Below are 14,851 nucleotides of genomic sequence, written 5' to 3' on the forward strand. Positions count from 1 at the left end.
GGGGGAGGTGGCTGGGGGACCCTCACCGGAAGGCGTCGAGGCCGGTGAGCGCCTTGCCCAGCACCAGCTGGTGCATCTCCACGGTGCCCTCGTAGGTGAGGACCGATTCGAGGTTCGTGGCGTGCCGCATGACGGGGTACTCGAGCGAGATCCCGTTGGCACCGAGGATGGTCCGCGCGGTACGGCAGATGTCGATGGCCTCGCGGACGTTGTTGAGCTTGCCGAAGCTGATCTGCTCCGGCCGAAGGGTGCCCGCGTCCATCCGCCGGCCCAGGTGGTGGGCGAGCAGGACGCCCTTGTGGAGTTCGAGGGCCATGTCCGCCAGTTTGGCCTGGGTGAGCTGGAAGCCGCCGATCGGCCTGCCGAACTGCTCCCGCGTCCTCGCGTAGTCGAGCGCCGCCTCGAAGCTGGCGCGCGCCGCGCCCATGGACCCCCAGATGATCCCGTACCGCGCGTGGCTGAGGCAGCCGAGCGGTCCCTTGAGCCCGGTCACTCCCGGCAGCACCGCATCCGCGGGCAGCCGTACGTCGTCCATCACGAGCTCGCTGGTCACGCTGGCCCGCAGGGACCACTTGTGCTTGATCTCCGGCGCGGAGAACCCCGCGGTGTCCGTCGGGACGGCGAACCCGCGGATCCCCTCGTCGGTCTGCGCCCACACCACGGCCACGGCGGCCACCGAGCCGTTGGTGATCCACATCTTGCGGCCGTTCAGCACCCAGTCCGTGCCGTCGCGCTTGGCGTACGTCCGCATCGCGGCCGGGTCCGAACCCACGTCGGGCTCGGTCAGCCCGAAGCAGCCGATCAGCTCGCCGGCGGCCATGCCGGGCAGCCACTGCTGCTTCTGCTCCTCGGAGCCGTACTTCCAGATCGCGTACATGGCGAGCGAACCCTGCACCGACACGAGCGAGCGGATCCCGGAGTCGGCGGCCTCCAGCTCCAGGCAGGCGAGGCCGTACTGCACGGCGCTGGCGCCTGCGCACCCGTAGCCCTGGAGGGACATCCCGAGCGCCCCGATGGCGCCGAGCTCGCGGGCCAGCTCCCGGATCCCGGGCAGCTCCCCGTCCTCGTACCACTGGGCGATGTCCGGCAGCACCCGGTCGGCGGCCCAGCTGCGCACGGTGTCCCGGACGGCGAGGTCCTCGGGCCCGAGGAGCTCGTCGAGCCCGAGCGGATCATGGGGCAGGAACGCGGACACTGGGCCTCCCGGCGGCCTGGATACAGAACCTCACAACGCAAGTTTTTGCGCCCGGCCGACGCTATTGGTCCCCGCCGCCCAAATCCAGCCCCACCTTCGCCACACCACTCCGGCCCCGCCTTCGCCGCACCACTCCGGCCCCGCCGACGCCTGAGGCGCGGGGGCCCGGGGGCAGCGCCCCCGCAACGGCGATCAGCCCGCGTGCTCCACCGACGCCGCCCCGCACGGCTCTCCCTTGCCCTGCGCGGGCACCCGCACGGCATCCGCGGCCCCGCACTCCATCACCCGCGGCAGCCTCAACGCCATCAGGGCCCCCGCGAACAACAGCCCCGCGCTCACCACGAGAGTGACGTGCAGCCCGTGCACGAACGAGTGCCGCGCCGCCGCGTACAGCGAGGCCCCCGCCGACCCCCCGAGGTGCGCGGCGATCTGGTAGGCCTCGCCGAGAGAGTTCGCCGCGCCCGCCGAGTCCGCCGCGGACACCCCCGGCACCCCCGCCAGCCCCGGCCGGTACGCCGCGTTCATCACGCTGCCCAGCAGCGCGATGCCGATGCCCGCGCCCAGCTGGTACGAGGTCTCGCCGATCGAGGCCGCGCCGCCCGCGGTGGCCGCCGGGGCCTCGCTCAGCATCGACTCGTACGCCGCGAACAGCGTGGTCTGCAGTCCGAAGCCGAGCAGGATGAAGCCGACGGTCAGCAGCAGCGGCCGGTCCTGCTGGCCCATGAGGGTCAGCAGCAGCACGGCGAAGGCCGTCAGGAGGAAGCCGAGCGAGACCATCGTGCGCGGCCCGACCCGGCCCAGCGTGTACGAGCCGGTGGCGCCCGCGGCCATGGCGGCGAAGGTCAGCGGCAGCAGCCGCAGGCCCGTCTCCAGCGGGCTGAGCTCCAGCACGAGCTGGAGGTACTGGACCGCGATCAGCTCCAGGCCGACCAGGGCCAGCATGGCGAGCACGATGCAGGCCACCGAGGTGGAGAAGGCTGCGCGGGAGAACATCCGCATGTCGATCAGCGGGTGCGTGCGCCGCTTCTGCCGCCGGACGAACAGGACGAGCAGCACCGCACCGAGCAGCAGCGGGACCACGGCCTGCGCGTCGAGGAGGTGGCGTTCGGCGCCGAGCCGCTTGATGCCGAGCACCGAGCCGAGTACGCCGGCGGCGGCCATCAGCGCGCCGAGCACGTCCCACGGCCCGTCCGCGGAGCCGCGCGACTCGGGCAGCAGCCAGCGTCCCAGCGGCAGGATCAGTGCCATCAGCGGGATGTTGATGAGGAAGACCGAGCCCCACCAGAAGTGCTGGACGAGGAAGCCGCCGAGCACCGGCCCGCTCGCGGCGCCGACCGCGGCGACCGCGGTCCAGATGCCGATGGCCAGCGCCCGCTCGCGCCGGTCGGGGAAGACCCGGCGCAGGATCGAGAGGGTGGCGGGCATGATCATCGCGCCGCCGATGCCGAGCAGGGCGCGCGCGGCGATGAGGACCTGGGCGTTGTCGGCGAGGGCCGCTATCGCGGAGGCGACGCCGAAGAGTCCGTAGCCGAGGAGGAGGACGCGGCGGCGGCCGACCCGGTCACCGAGGGTGCCGAAGAGGATGAGCAGCGAGGCGCAGACCAGCGGGTAGGCGTCGACGATCCAGAGGAGTTCGATCGAGCCGGGGCGCAGGTCCTCGGTGACGGAGGGAACGGCGACGTGCAGGATGGTCGCGTCGAGTGCGACGAGGACCAGGCTGACGCAGAGAACCGCCAGGACGACCCAGCGGTTGGCTCCGCCGGAGGCCGCGCTGAGCCGCTGCCAGGGGGAAGGGGTCCTGGCCCCGGCCGCGTTCGTCCCCGACATGCATGTACCTCCCAGGTGATCCCTCGCGCTCGGCGGACCAGCGTCTTGTGGAGCCACGGGGGGTGGTGCGCTGTGCGGCGTCCAACGGGGTCCGGCATCGACACGCGAGTGAACGGTCAGCGTACGCGAGTTCGTCCGTCCGACACGTGGCCAAGCTCTCATCGCGGTGACGGCCCAGGTGTGGCGTGTGCCACTCCCCCATGCCCCGTCCTGCCCCCGCGTACACGCCCGCTCACGTCCCGTGGCCGTCGGGCCCGGGCAGGTCCGGCGGCACCGATAATCATGCCCGTGAAAGATCTTGGATTGCGCCGGGCCGCGCCCGCCCTGGCCGTCTTCGCGGCGGTCCGGATGCTGGGGCTGATCGTGCTCGCGGTGTGGGGCGCGGCGGCCGGCAGCAGCCCGCACACACTGCTGTCGGCCCGCTGGGACTCGCTCTGGTACGCCCGCATCGCCGCGGAGGGGTACGGGTACGAGGTGGTCCTCCCGAACGGGGACGTCCACTCGAACCTGGCGTTCTTCCCGCTGCTGCCGTGGCTGGAGCGGCTGGTGTCGGCGGCGACCGGGCTGTCGTACGGCTCCGCGGGCCTCGTGGTGTCGGCGGTCGCGGGGCTCGCCGCGGCCTGGGGGATCTTCGCGGTGGCCGATCTGCTGCACGGCCGCCGGGCCGGGGTCTTCGCGGTCGGGGTCTGGGCGGCGCTGCCCGTCGGGATCGTGCAGTCGATGGCCTACAGCGAGTCGCTGTTCACGGCGCTGGCCGCCTGGGCGCTGTACGGGGCCCTGCGCGGCCGGTGGCTGACGGCGGGGCTGCTCGCGGCCGGTGCGGGGCTGACCCGTCCAGTCGGCGCGGCGGTGGTCGCGGCGGTGTGGGTGGCGGCCGTCCTGGCGTGGCGGCGCGGGGAGCGGTCGTGGCGGATGGCCGTGGGGGCGCTGCTCGCTCCGGCGGGCGCGGCGGCGTACGTGCTGTGGGTCGGCGCGCGCACGGGGGGCGGTCTGCTCGGGTACCTGGACGTGCAGGGCGGGTGGGGCAACGGCTTCGACGGCGGCTGGGCCTTCGCCCGGTTCGTCGGCGCGAAGCTGGCCTCGTCCGCGTTCCCCGCCGGGGTGGGGCTGATCGCGGGGGTGGTGCTGGTGCTGTGGCTGTACGCGGCGTGCGTGCGGCAGCGGCAGCCGGCGCCGCTGCTGGTGTACTGCGGGATCGTCGTGGCCCTGGCACTGTGCGCGTCCGGCTACTTCGGTTCCAAGCCGCGCCTGTTGCTGCCCGCCTTCCCGCTGCTGCTGCCGCCGGCGCTGGCCCTGGCGGCGTGGCGGACCCGGCGGGCCGCGCCGGTGCTGGGCGCGGCGGCCCTGGCCTCGGCGGCCTACGGGGCGTTCTGGCTGAACGGCTCGGGACCTCCATAGAGCCCACACATAACGGAATGAATCATTCCCATCCATCTTTCAGCAAAAGAAATGACCTGCGGCAATAAAGTTCAGGTAAGTGACTGAAACAATTGCCGGGACAGTGGATCATCCGGCTTCCAACCACTGCCGAAATACCGTGAATTAAGCTCCGCGTGAGACCAACTCCACATCACATGGTCATCACAAAGCCCGCGATTCGCCCGGGCCGACCAGCGGCGCGCGGTAACGTCGATTGAGTGCGTACCGACCAAATCCTGACCCGTCTGGAGCGGGTGTTCGCCCGGCTGGACCGGGAACCAGAGCGACCGGCTCATCTGCAAACCCCGCAGATGAGCCGGCACCGCGTCGTACTCCTGGGATCGACCCTCGTCTTCTATCTCGCCATCGTGGTGGCCGTACTGACCACTTCGTGGCTGGTCCGCCTGGACTGGCAGATCATGTTCTTCCGGCCGTACGAACAGTGGCCGCAGGTGCACGCGTTCCTCGACTACCTCGTCGTGCTCGGTCAGCGCGGACCCACCGCGGTCATGGTCGCCGCCTGGCTCGGCTGGCGCTGCTGGCGCCAGCACACGCTCCGGCCGCTGATCACCCTCGGCGTGGCACTGCTCCTGCTGAACGTCACCGTCGGGTCCGTCAAGCTCGGCCTCGGCCGGCTCGGCCCGCACTACGCCACGGAGATCGGATCCGCCGAACTCTTCGCGGGCGGCGATATATTTCCTTCGGGCCACACCGCCAACGCCGTCGTGACCTGGGGGATCCTGGCCTACCTGGCCTCCACCGTGGTCACCCGGCGCGTGCTGTCCGTGGTGTCCGCGGTCGTCTCCCTGAGCGTCGGCGCCACCACCGTGTACCTCGGCACCCACTGGGTCAGCGACGTCCTGCTCGGCTGGTCCGCGGGTCTGCTGATCCTGCTGGCCCTGCCGTGGTTCGAGCCGCTCATCGCCCGGGCCGAGGCCTACGTCTTCGACCTGCGCGAGCTGCTCCGCCGCCGCGCCGAGACCGGGCGGATGCCCGCACCTGTCGTCTCCGCGCTCCTCCCGCTGCTCTCCGCGGGCGGCAAGTGGCAGCTGCGGCGCGTCGACGAAGCCGTCGTGGAGCCGGTCCCGGTCCCCGCCGCGGCCGGTGCCGGCACGGCGCACTCCCCGGCCCCCCGGCCCGCCGCGCACCCGGCCGTCGGCCGGCCGCACCTGATCCGCTCCGAGCGGACCCCGGTCACCCCGGTCGGCAGCCGCCGCCCGGCGCACACCGAACGGACCGCCGCCCGGGGCGCCGCGGCCCGTCCGATCGCCGGCGGCTGACGACCCGCCGCGGGGCGGTACGCACCCCCTCACCCCGCGACACGAAGGCGGGCCCGGTCTCACCGACCGGGCCCGCCTTCGTCGTTCGTCAGCGCCGCGCCCGGACGTTCGTCCGTCCCGGGTCACGCTTGTGTCACAGAATATCTACAACCGCAAATTGTTATCCGAAGCGCGACACGCCCGACGTACAAGGACTTTGGAATTGACGCCGAGCGGCCCCGAATTCCCCTCGGGGATTGCCACGTCCCTCATGGACCAGACCAGCTGAATCCCCCTCAGGTCCGCTACATTTCCTTCACTTCTCCGGCGTCCACGGCCCTCCCCAGGAGATCCCGCGCGGCCCTGATCCGATCCGTGAGCTCCGGCGGCTCGACCACTTCGAACTCACAGCCGAGCAGCATGATGTGAATCACCAGAACGTCGAGGTTGGCCGCCCCGGTGCGCAGCAGACAGCTCTGCCCGTCCACCGGTTCCAGGACTCCGTCGCTCGGCCCGACGACCCGGGCCGCCTCCTGCGCCGAAACCTTCAGCCGCACCACCGCACGGGCCGCGTACACCCGCTGCGACACGCCCTGGGAGACGTACGCGGCGAGGTCGTCGGCGGGCGGCGGGCGCGGGGTGAACCGCGGCCCGTGCGGCGCTCTGGGCTCGATCCGGTCGGCGCGGAAGGTCCGCCACGCGGCCCGGTCCACGTCCCAGGCGACGAGGTACCAGCGCCGCTCGGTGCACACCAGCCGGTGCGGCTCGACGGTGCGGCGGCTGACGTTGCCCTCGTGGTCCCGGTAGCCGAAGCGCAGCCGCTCGCCGTCCCGGCAGACGGAGGCCAGCTCGGTCAGCACCGAGGCGTCCACGGTGGACCGCTCGGCCCCGCGCAGCATCGGCACCGTGAACTCGTTGAGCGCGGACACCCGGCGCCGCAGCCGCGAGGGCAGCACCTGCTCCAGCTTCGCGAGGGCCCGTACGGAGGCTTCGCCGATGCCCTCGACCCCGTTCCCGGCGGCGGTCCGCAGCCCGACGGCGACGGCCACGGCCTCGTCGTCGTCCAGCAGCAGCGGAGGGAGCTCGGCCCCCGCCCCCAGTTGGTATCCGCCGCCGGTCCCCGGGCTGGCGTTCACCGGGTACCCCAGCTCCCGCAGCCGGTCCACGTCGCGGCGGACCGTGCGCGCGGTGACCCCGAGGCGCTCCGCGAGACCGGCCCCGGTCCATTCGCGGTGGGCCTGCAACAGGGACAGCAGGCGCAGCAGTCGTGCGGAGGTGTCGAGCATCCCCCGAGTCTGCCAGCGGAGCCGGGCGGGAGCGGACCGGCGGGAGTACGTCAGCGGCGGGGCGACGGCGCGGGCGGGGCGGAAGGCGGGGCCTTGGCGGGGGACGAGGGCTGCGGCCCTGCGGGCACCGCCGGAGCCACCGGCCCGGGCGTCGGGTCCGGCCGCGGCTTTGGCTCCGGCCTTGGGTCCGGGTCCGGCCTCGGGTCCGGCCTCGGGTCCGGCTCCGGCCTTGGGTCCGGCTTCGGCGAGGGCCCCGGCTCGGGGAGCGTCAGGAGCGTGCCCACCGCGATCGCCTCCGGACGCGGCCCGATCAGCTCCCGGTTCGCCTCGTACAGCGCCCGCCACCCGCCCCGCACCCGGTGCTTGCGCGCGATCGTCACCAGCGTGTCCCCGGCCCGTACCGCGTGCATCCGCCCCGCCAGCCCGTACCGCTTCGAGCAGACCGGCCAGGCGTTCCATCCCTGCGAGCCGAGGAGTTCCTCCGCGACCCGGATCTGCTGGCCGCGGGTCGCGAGGTCGGCCCGCCGGGCGAACGCCAGCCCGCCGTACTCCTCCCAGGTCGGCTGCCAGAACTGCAGCCCCCCGTAGAAGCCGTTGCCGGTGTTGACCGCCCAGCGCCCGCCGCTCTCGCAGTCGGCCACGCAGTCCCAGGGCCACTCCCCGCCCGGTCCGCAGTCCCCCGGCCCGCTGCCGATCACCCCCGGCGAGCCGGGGTGCGCCGCGCCCGCCGGTCCGGGCGCGGGCGGTGGCGGAGCCGCGGCCGCGGGGCCGCCGGGAAGTACGAGCACCAGCACGGCGGCAGCGGCAGCGGCGACGCCAGCGGCGGTCCGGAGGTCGGGCATCGCGTCACGCTACGCAGCCCCCGCGGCCCCCTCCGGCCCGCCACGCGGCGGGTCACCGCACCCCACCCGGTCGGCCGACCGCCACCCCTGCCCCAAACGGCCACACCCGGCCGTCAACTGAGCACAATCAGAAAACAGTTGGCACGAAAGCAACGCTCCGGTCAGACGGTTCACTCTTCCGGGGGCCAGGTTCGATTCCGTTCCCTCCAATGGCGTGACCCCGGCCGCCGCTCCGCCGTTGAGCCCGGCGAGCCGGGAGTCCCCCGGCCCCGCACCTATGCCGAGGAGCCACCCCGTGCCGCGCATGCTCGACGTCAGTGATGAGGTACGTGCCGAGATCGGTGACGAAGAAGCCGACAGGCTGCTCGTCGGCGAGGACGCGCCGCGCAGTTACGACTGCACTTCCTGCCGCACCCCGGGCGACCCCGAGAACGACCGCACCAGCACGGTGCTGTTCGTCGGCGAGGAGACCGCCGTCCTCGCCTTCGCCCACGCCACCTGCATCCCCTCGCAGGTCGTCTCCGTCTCCGAGGAGCAGCTCCAGGGCGCCGTCCGCAGCATCACCGGCGACAGCCCGGCGCCCGGCGCAGACGGCGGCGCCCCGCAGAACGTGCCCGGCGGCCAGGCCGTCCTCGGCATCACCAGCGGACTCATCCTCATCGGCGGCGAGCTGCACCCGGCCCTGGTCGTCGAGCCGACCGCGCCGATCGCCCGCCCCGGCAGCGACGGTCCCGGCGACGACTTCCTGCCGCTCCTCATCGAACAGGGCTTCATCCCGGTGACGGACACCGCCGAGCTCCCGACCGTCCTGGGCGGCTGGTCGGTCCTGCTCGCCGGCGGCCAGCTGCACGCCGTGCTGCAGCCGGGCACCGAGGGCGGCGGCCAGGTCGCCTGGTGGCAGGCGCACCAGGCGCTGTCGGTCACCGACGGCTGGCGCACCGCCGTCCAGAAGACCCAGCGCGTGCTCATCTACGCCGCCCCCGTCGGCTCCATCGGCCAGCAGCCCCGCGAGGACCTGCTGCGCGACGCGCTCGACAAGGCCGCTGCCTCGGGCAAGCTCGTGGCGGCCGCGATGCCCCTGGCGGGTACGCCCGGAGCCTGATCCAGCGGGTCACCGGAACGGCCGTCAGCCCCCGGCGCGGGGGTTCGGCGGCGTGCGCCGGGGGTGTGCGGTCCGTCCCGCGCACCCCCGGCGATCTGCGTTTCCTTCCCCGTCACCCCGCATCCGCAAGGCGTCGGTTTCGTTGGCTGGTACGTGCATTCATACGACTCCTCCCGCGCCCCGTCCTATCCGAGCACCGTTCCCGCGCTGCGCCCCGCACGCGAGCGGGACAGCGCTCCGGCCGTCTCGCACACCCCGATCTACGACACGCTGTACTCCGAGTACCTGCGTTCCTTCCGGGCACTGCCGGGCGACCGTACGGGCGAGGAGGACCTCGGGTTCACGGCCTTCTCCTACGGGGGCGGGTACACCGGCGGGGGCAGCTCGTACGGCAGCGGCTGGAGCGGTTCGGCATGGCAGCGGACCGACGACTGGCAGCCCTCGTACACCCCGCAGCCGCAGCCTCAGCCGCAGCCGGCGTACTCGTACGCGGGCAGTCCCGGATACGCCGGCGGGCGGCAGCACCAGACCGGGATGACGCACGTCCCGGCGGCCCTGCCGCCCGCTCCGCGCCGGGGCTACTGACCCCGGACGGCTCGTCCGCGTACCGCGGCCTCCGCTGCTACTTCTTCTTCTTGTGCTGGGCGCCGCGCTTCTCGCGCACCCGCACCGAGATGTGGATCGGGGTGCCCTCGAAGCCGAACTCCTCGCGCAGGCGGCGCTCGATGAAGCGCCGGTAGCCGTGCTCCAGGAAGCCGGAGGCGAAGAGGACGAACCGCGGCGGCTTGCTCCCCGCCTGGGTACCGAACAGGATGCGGGGCTGCTTGCCGCCGCGGATCGGGTGCGGGTGGGCGGCGACGACCTCACCGAGGAAGGCGTTCAGCCGGCCGGTGGGGACGCGCGTCTCCCAGCCCGCCAGCGCCGTCTCGATCGCCGGGACCAGCTTCTCCATGTGACGTCCGGTGAGCGCCGAGACGTTCACCCGGGGCGCCCAGGCGACCTGCTGCATCTCGGTCTCGATCTCGCGCTCGAGGTAGTAGCGGCGCTCCTCGTCGAGCTCGTCCCACTTGTTGTAGGCGATGACGATCGCGCGGCCGGCCTCGACGGCCATGGTGATGATGCGCTGGTCCTGGACGCTGATGCTCTCGGTGGTGTCGATGAGGATCACCGCCACCTCCGCCTTCTCGACGGCGGCGGCCGTGCGCAGCGAGGCGTAGTAGTCGGCGCCCTGCTGGAGGTGGACCTTCTTGCGGATGCCGGCGGTGTCGACGAACTTCCAGGTGATGCCGCCGAGCTCGATCAGCTCGTCGACCGGGTCGCGGGTGGTGCCGGCCAGCTCGTTGACGACGACGCGGTCCTCCTTCGCCACCTTGTTGAGCAGCGAGGACTTGCCGACGTTCGGGCGGCCGATCAGCGCGATGCGGCGCGGGCCGCCGGGGGCGGCGCCGCCGAAGGTCTGCTCGGGCGCCTCCGGCAGGGCTTCGAGGACGGCGTCGAGCATGTCGCCCGTACCGCGGCCGTGCAGCGAGGAGACCGGGTGCGGCATGCCGAGGCCCAGCGACCACAGGGAGGCCGCGTCGGACTCGCCGCTCTGGCCGTCGACCTTGTTGGCGCACAGGACGACGGGCTTGCCGGCCTTGCGCAGCAGGCGGACGACGGCCTCGTCGGTGTCGGTGGCGCCGACCTTGGCGTCGACGACGAAGACGACCGCGTCGGCGGCCTCGATGGCGTATTCGGCCTGGGCGGCGACGGAGGCGTCGATGCCGAGGACGTCCTGCTCCCAGCCGCCGGTGTCGACGACCTTGAAGCGCCGGCCGGCCCATTCGGCCTCGTACGTGACGCGGTCGCGGGTGACGCCGGGCTTGTCCTCGACGACCGCCTCGCGACGGCCGATGATCCGGTTCACCAGGGTCGACTTGCCGACGTTCGGGCGGCCCACGACGGCGAGGACGGGCAGCGGGCCGTGGCCCGCCTCCTCGATGGCGCCTTCGACCTCCTCGATGTCGAAGCCCTCTTCCGCGGCGAGCTCCATGAACTCCGCGTACTCGGCATCGCCAAGTGCTCCGTGGTCGTGCTGGTCGTTCATGAAGTCCGTTCCTCGTCGTTCGTGGTGGTCGGTGGCACCCGCGCAGCGCGGTTCCACTACTGGTTTCAAGTCTCGCTCAGCGCCCGGTGAGGCGCTTGGCGTCGGCCAGGTGGGCGGTCAGCCGGTCCTGGATGCGTGTGGTGGCCTCGTCCAGCGCGGTGCGGGTACGTCGGCCCGTGCCGTCGCCGGCGTCGAAGGCGGAGCCGAAGACGACGTCGACCCGGCTCTTGAAGGGCGGCAGCCCCGGGATCAGCTTTCCGCGGTTCTCGCTGCTGCCCAGGACGGCCACGGGGACGACGGGCGCTCCGCTGCGGACCGCGAAGTACGCGAGGCCCGCGCGCAGCGAGGCGAAGTCCCCTTCGCCGCGGGTGCCTTCGGGGAAGATCCCCAGGGCCCCTCCGTTGTCGAGCACCTTCAGGGCGCGGCCTATCGCCCTCCGGTCGGTGCCGGTGCGGTCGACCTTGACCTGCCCGATCCCGTCGAGGAAGGGGCCGAGCGGGCCGACGTACGCTTCCTTCTTGATCAGGAAGTGCAGCGGGCGCGGCGCGGTGCCCATGACCATCGGGCCGTCTATGTTGTGCGAGTGGTTCACGGCGAGGATCACGGGACCGGAGGCGGGCACCTTCCACGCGCCCAGCACGCGCGGCTTCCACAGCCCGTACATGAGCCCGATGCCGATGCGCCTGCCGACCGCCGCACCCGTGAGGGAGGGCGATTCGCTCACTTGCGGCCCGCCCGCTTCTCTTCGACCAGGGTCACGACGCATTCGATCACCTGGTCGAGCGTGAGCTCGGTGGTGTCCACCTCGACGGCGTCGTCGGCCTTGGCCAACGGGGAGGTCTTGCGGCCGGAGTCGGCCGCGTCGCGCTTGATCAGCGCCTCCTTGGTGGCCGCGAGGTCGGTGGCGTCCTTGCCGCGCAGCTCGCCGCTGCGCCGGGCGGCGCGCGCCTCGGCGGAGGCGGTCAGGAAGATCTTGAGGTCGGCGTCGGGCAGCACGGTGGTGCCGATGTCCCGGCCCTCGACGACGATCCCCTCGGCCTCCTGGGCCGCCGCGGCGGCGATGGAGCGCTGGAGCTCGGTGATCAGGGTGCGCACCTCGGGGACGGCGCTGACGGCGCTGACCTTGGAGGTGACCTCCTGGGTGCGGATGGGGCCGGCGGCGTCCAGGCCGTCCACCGTGATGGTGGGGGCGGCCGGGTCGGTGCCGGAGACGATGCCGGGCTTGCCGGCGGCGACGGCGATGGCCTGCGGGTCGTCGGTGTCGACGCCGTTGGTGATCATCCACCAGGTGATGGCCCGGTACTGGGCACCGGTGTCCAGGTAGCGCAGCCCGAGCTTGGCGGCCACGGCCTTGGAGGTGCTGGACTTGCCCGTGCCGGAGGGACCGTCGATGGCGACGATCACGGCGGACGGAGCTGCGGTTTCCACGGTGCGGGCACCTTCCTGGTTGCGCGTACGTGTCCGGGCGCGGCAAAACGCCCCTCCCCAAGGTTACCGGCCCCGGACACCCCCCGGCCCCGCCGTGCACATCCGGCCCCGCGGGGGGCCGGGGGCGGCGCCTGCGGCCCGGACGGGGCGGCCGCCGCAGGCGCGGCGCCGCGCCTACTGCCGGCGCAGCGCCCAGCCCCGTTCCCGCAGCTCGGCGGTCAGGCCGGCGACCGCCCGCGGCTCCACCATCAGCTGCACGAGGCCCGCCTGCTGCCCCGTCGCGTGCTCGATCCGCACGTCCTCGATGTTGACCCCGGCCCGGCCGGCATCGGCGAAGATCCGCGCCAGCTCGCCCGGCTGGTCGCTGATGAGCACGGCCACCGTCTCGTAGACCGTCGGCGCCGCGCCGTGCTTGCCCGGGACCCGCACCCGGCCGGCGTTCCCGCGCCGCAGCACGTCCTCGATGCCCGCCGCGCCGCCGCGCCGCTTCTCCACGTCGGCCGACTGGAGGCCCCGCAGTGCCTCCACGGTCTCCTCCAGGTCAGCCGCGATCCCGGCGAGGACGTCGGCCACCGGCCCCGGGTTGGCCGACAGGATCTCCACCCACATCCGCGGGTCGGAGGCCGCGATCCGGGTCACGTCCCTTATGCCCTGCCCGCACAGCCGGACCGCCGTCTCGTCGGCCTCCTCCAGCCGGGCCGCCACCATGCTGGACACCAGCTGCGGGGTGTGCGAGACCAGCGCCACCGCGCGGTCGTGCGCGTCCGCGTCCATCACCACGGGAACGGCCCGGCACAGGGCCACCAGCTCCAGCGCGAGGTTCAGCACCTCGTGTTCGGTGTCCCGGGTCGGGGTCAGCACCCACGGGCGGCCCTCGAAGAGGTCCGCGGTGGCCGCGAGCGGTCCGGACTGTTCCTTGCCCGCCATGGGATGCGTGCCGATGTAGGCGGTGACGTCCACGCCGAGCGCCGCCAGCTCCCGCCGCGGCCCGCCCTTGACGCTGGCCACGTCCACGTACGCCCGCGCCGCCTTGCGTCCGATCAGGTCGGCGAGGGTCGCCGCCACGTGGGCCGGCGGTACGGCGACGATCGCGAGGTCGACCTGGCCCTCGGGGGCCTCGTCGGTGCCGGCCCCGAGGGCGGCGGCCGTCCGGGCCCGGTCCGGGTCGTGGTCGACGAGGTGCACGGTGATCCCGCGCGCCGCCAGGGCGAGCGCCGCGGAGGTGCCGATCAGTCCGGTTCCGATGACGACGGCGGTTCTCACAAGCGCTCCAGGGTTGCGTACGGAAGGTGACGGGGCTGCCCCGCCAGAGTAGCCAGAGCGGAGCCACGAGGGCCCGGCGGTCCGTCCGCTGGGACGGCGGCCGGGGCCGGGTCGTCTTCTCCGAGGTCGGAGCGCCCGAGCCTCGATGGTGTCCTCGGCGCGCCGCCACCCGATGCGCGGCTCCGGGCCGCTGCGGTAGAACGATCCGCATGATCTTCCACATCGTCCCGCTCGCCTACTGGGCCGCCGCACCCGGGCTTCCGTACGCCCCGCGCTCACTGGACTCGGAGGGTTTCGTGCACTGTTCGGCCGACCGCCCGACGGCGCTCGCGATCGCCGACGCGCACTACCGGGAGGTGCCGGGTACGTTGCTCGCGGTGGAGCTCGACGAGGACGCCCTGACCGCGGAGGTCCGCCGCGAGGGTGAATCGGGCGTCCGCTACCCACATGTCCATGGTCCGTTGAACCGGGAGGCCGTGGTCCACGTGTGGGAGGTCGTACGCACACCCGGCACCCCTGCCTCACTGGCCCCATGGGAACCGGGCCGATGAAACGGCGCGGCGAGCTTCACCCGAGGCTCGCCGCAGGCCAGGATGCTGCACGCCCTTCCCGGCCACAACGCGAGGAGAGACTCATGAGCGACCCCACGCACACCGCCCGGCGCACGGTACTGGCGGCGGGCGCGGCCGCCCTGGCCGGCGGCGCGCTGACCGCCTGCGGCAGTGACGGCGAGACGACCCCCCAGGGACAGTCGAACGCCTCGGCGTCCGCACCCGCCGCCTCCGGTGCCGCCTCCGCCGCGACCCCGGAATCCGGTTCGGCGGGCTCCGACGTCCTCGTCAAGGCCGCGGACGTGCCCAAGGGCGGCGGCACCGTCCTCAAGGAGCAGAAGCTCGTGGTCACCCAGCCCACGGCCGGCTCCTTCCGCTGTTTCACGGCGGTCTGCCCGCACCAGGGCTGCCTGGTGAACAAGGTGGAGAACGGCAGCATCGACTGCCCCTGCCACGGCAGCAAGTTCGCGGTCGCGGACGGCGCCGTGACCAAGGGCCCGGCCACCAAGGGACTGGCGGAGAAGAAGATCAAGGTCGCGCCGGACGGCACTATCTCGCTCGCATAGCGGCAGGTCAGGCGCTTACGCTCGCCC

General features: G+C 73.1%; 14 protein-coding genes. 6 read left to right on the forward strand and 8 right to left on the reverse strand.

Going from position 1 to position 14,851, the window contains the following annotated elements:
* Positions 1–22 precede the first annotated feature (22 nt).
* The gene (locus ACZ6JT_RS27875) at positions 23–1,195 is read right to left on the reverse strand and encodes an acyl-CoA dehydrogenase family protein (protein ID WP_469213839.1); all 1,173 of its coding nucleotides are present in this window, start codon (positions 1,193–1,195) and stop codon (positions 23–25) included.
* A gap of 192 nt (positions 1,196–1,387) precedes the next feature.
* Positions 1,388–3,022 carry an MFS transporter gene (locus ACZ6JT_RS27880; protein WP_469213841.1) on the reverse strand — a complete coding sequence of 545 codons (1,635 nt, stop codon included), beginning with the start codon at positions 3,020–3,022 and terminating at the stop codon, positions 1,388–1,390.
* A 282-nt stretch (positions 3,023–3,304) separates the two neighbouring features.
* On the opposite strand from ACZ6JT_RS27880, the gene ACZ6JT_RS27885 reads away from it, so the two are divergent.
* Together ACZ6JT_RS27885 and ACZ6JT_RS27890 are read left to right on the forward strand one after the other, a co-directional pair.
* Entirely contained in the window at positions 3,305–4,420 is a 1,116-nt protein-coding gene (locus ACZ6JT_RS27885; protein ID WP_469213842.1) for a hypothetical protein, read from the forward strand.
* 239 nt (positions 4,421–4,659) lie between these two features.
* Positions 4,660–5,721: a phosphatase PAP2 family protein gene (locus ACZ6JT_RS27890; RefSeq protein ID WP_469213843.1), complete on the forward strand. Its 1,062-nt coding sequence runs from the start codon at positions 4,660–4,662 to the stop codon at positions 5,719–5,721.
* Positions 5,722–6,005: 284 nt separating this feature from the next.
* Here the strand turns inward: ACZ6JT_RS27890 and ACZ6JT_RS27895 are convergent, their stop codons facing one another.
* A complete protein-coding gene (locus ACZ6JT_RS27895; RefSeq protein ID WP_469213844.1) occupies positions 6,006–6,986 on the reverse strand; it encodes a helix-turn-helix transcriptional regulator in 981 nt (326 codons plus the stop codon).
* A 50-nt stretch (positions 6,987–7,036) separates the two neighbouring features.
* On the reverse strand, positions 7,037–7,828 hold the full coding sequence (locus ACZ6JT_RS27900; RefSeq protein ID WP_469213845.1) for a transglycosylase family protein: 792 nt from the start codon (positions 7,826–7,828) through the stop codon (positions 7,037–7,039).
* A 295-nt stretch (positions 7,829–8,123) separates the two neighbouring features.
* Between ACZ6JT_RS27900 and ACZ6JT_RS27905 the strand changes: the two genes are divergently transcribed.
* The gene (locus ACZ6JT_RS27905; protein WP_469213847.1) at positions 8,124–8,930 is read left to right on the forward strand and encodes a hypothetical protein; all 807 of its coding nucleotides are present in this window, start codon (positions 8,124–8,126) and stop codon (positions 8,928–8,930) included.
* A gap of 153 nt (positions 8,931–9,083) precedes the next feature.
* Positions 9,084–9,515 (forward strand): hypothetical protein, encoded by a 432-nt coding sequence (locus ACZ6JT_RS27910; RefSeq protein WP_469213848.1) that lies wholly within the window; start codon positions 9,084–9,086, stop codon positions 9,513–9,515.
* Between the two features lie 37 nt (positions 9,516–9,552).
* Here the strand turns inward: ACZ6JT_RS27910 and der are convergent, their stop codons facing one another.
* The 4 genes from der to ACZ6JT_RS27930 form a co-directional block, all read right to left on the reverse strand.
* Entirely contained in the window at positions 9,553–11,016 is a 1,464-nt protein-coding gene (gene der / locus ACZ6JT_RS27915) for a ribosome biogenesis GTPase Der (protein WP_030720133.1), read from the reverse strand.
* A 76-nt stretch (positions 11,017–11,092) separates the two neighbouring features.
* Positions 11,093–11,782 carry a lysophospholipid acyltransferase family protein gene (locus ACZ6JT_RS27920; RefSeq protein WP_469213850.1) on the reverse strand — a complete coding sequence of 230 codons (690 nt, stop codon included), beginning with the start codon at positions 11,780–11,782 and terminating at the stop codon, positions 11,093–11,095.
* A complete protein-coding gene (gene cmk / locus ACZ6JT_RS27925; protein WP_469213852.1) occupies positions 11,737–12,444 on the reverse strand; it encodes a (d)CMP kinase in 708 nt (235 codons plus the stop codon). The genes ACZ6JT_RS27920 and cmk overlap by 46 nt, the downstream gene beginning before the upstream one ends.
* 174 nt (positions 12,445–12,618) lie before the next feature.
* Positions 12,619–13,707, reverse strand: a complete 1,089-nt coding sequence (locus tag ACZ6JT_RS27930) for a prephenate dehydrogenase (RefSeq protein WP_469213854.1) — start codon at positions 13,705–13,707, stop codon at positions 12,619–12,621.
* 209 nt (positions 13,708–13,916) lie between these two features.
* On the opposite strand from ACZ6JT_RS27930, the gene ACZ6JT_RS27935 reads away from it, so the two are divergent.
* A complete protein-coding gene (locus tag ACZ6JT_RS27935; protein ID WP_469213856.1) occupies positions 13,917–14,258 on the forward strand; it encodes a DUF952 domain-containing protein in 342 nt (113 codons plus the stop codon).
* 83 nt (positions 14,259–14,341) lie between these two features.
* Positions 14,342–14,824 carry a Rieske (2Fe-2S) protein gene (locus ACZ6JT_RS27940; protein ID WP_469213857.1) on the forward strand — a complete coding sequence of 161 codons (483 nt, stop codon included), beginning with the start codon at positions 14,342–14,344 and terminating at the stop codon, positions 14,822–14,824.
* Positions 14,825–14,851: the final 27 nt, after the last annotated feature.

The sequence above is a fragment of the Streptomyces sp. NPDC046308 genome (genome assembly GCF_055588065.1).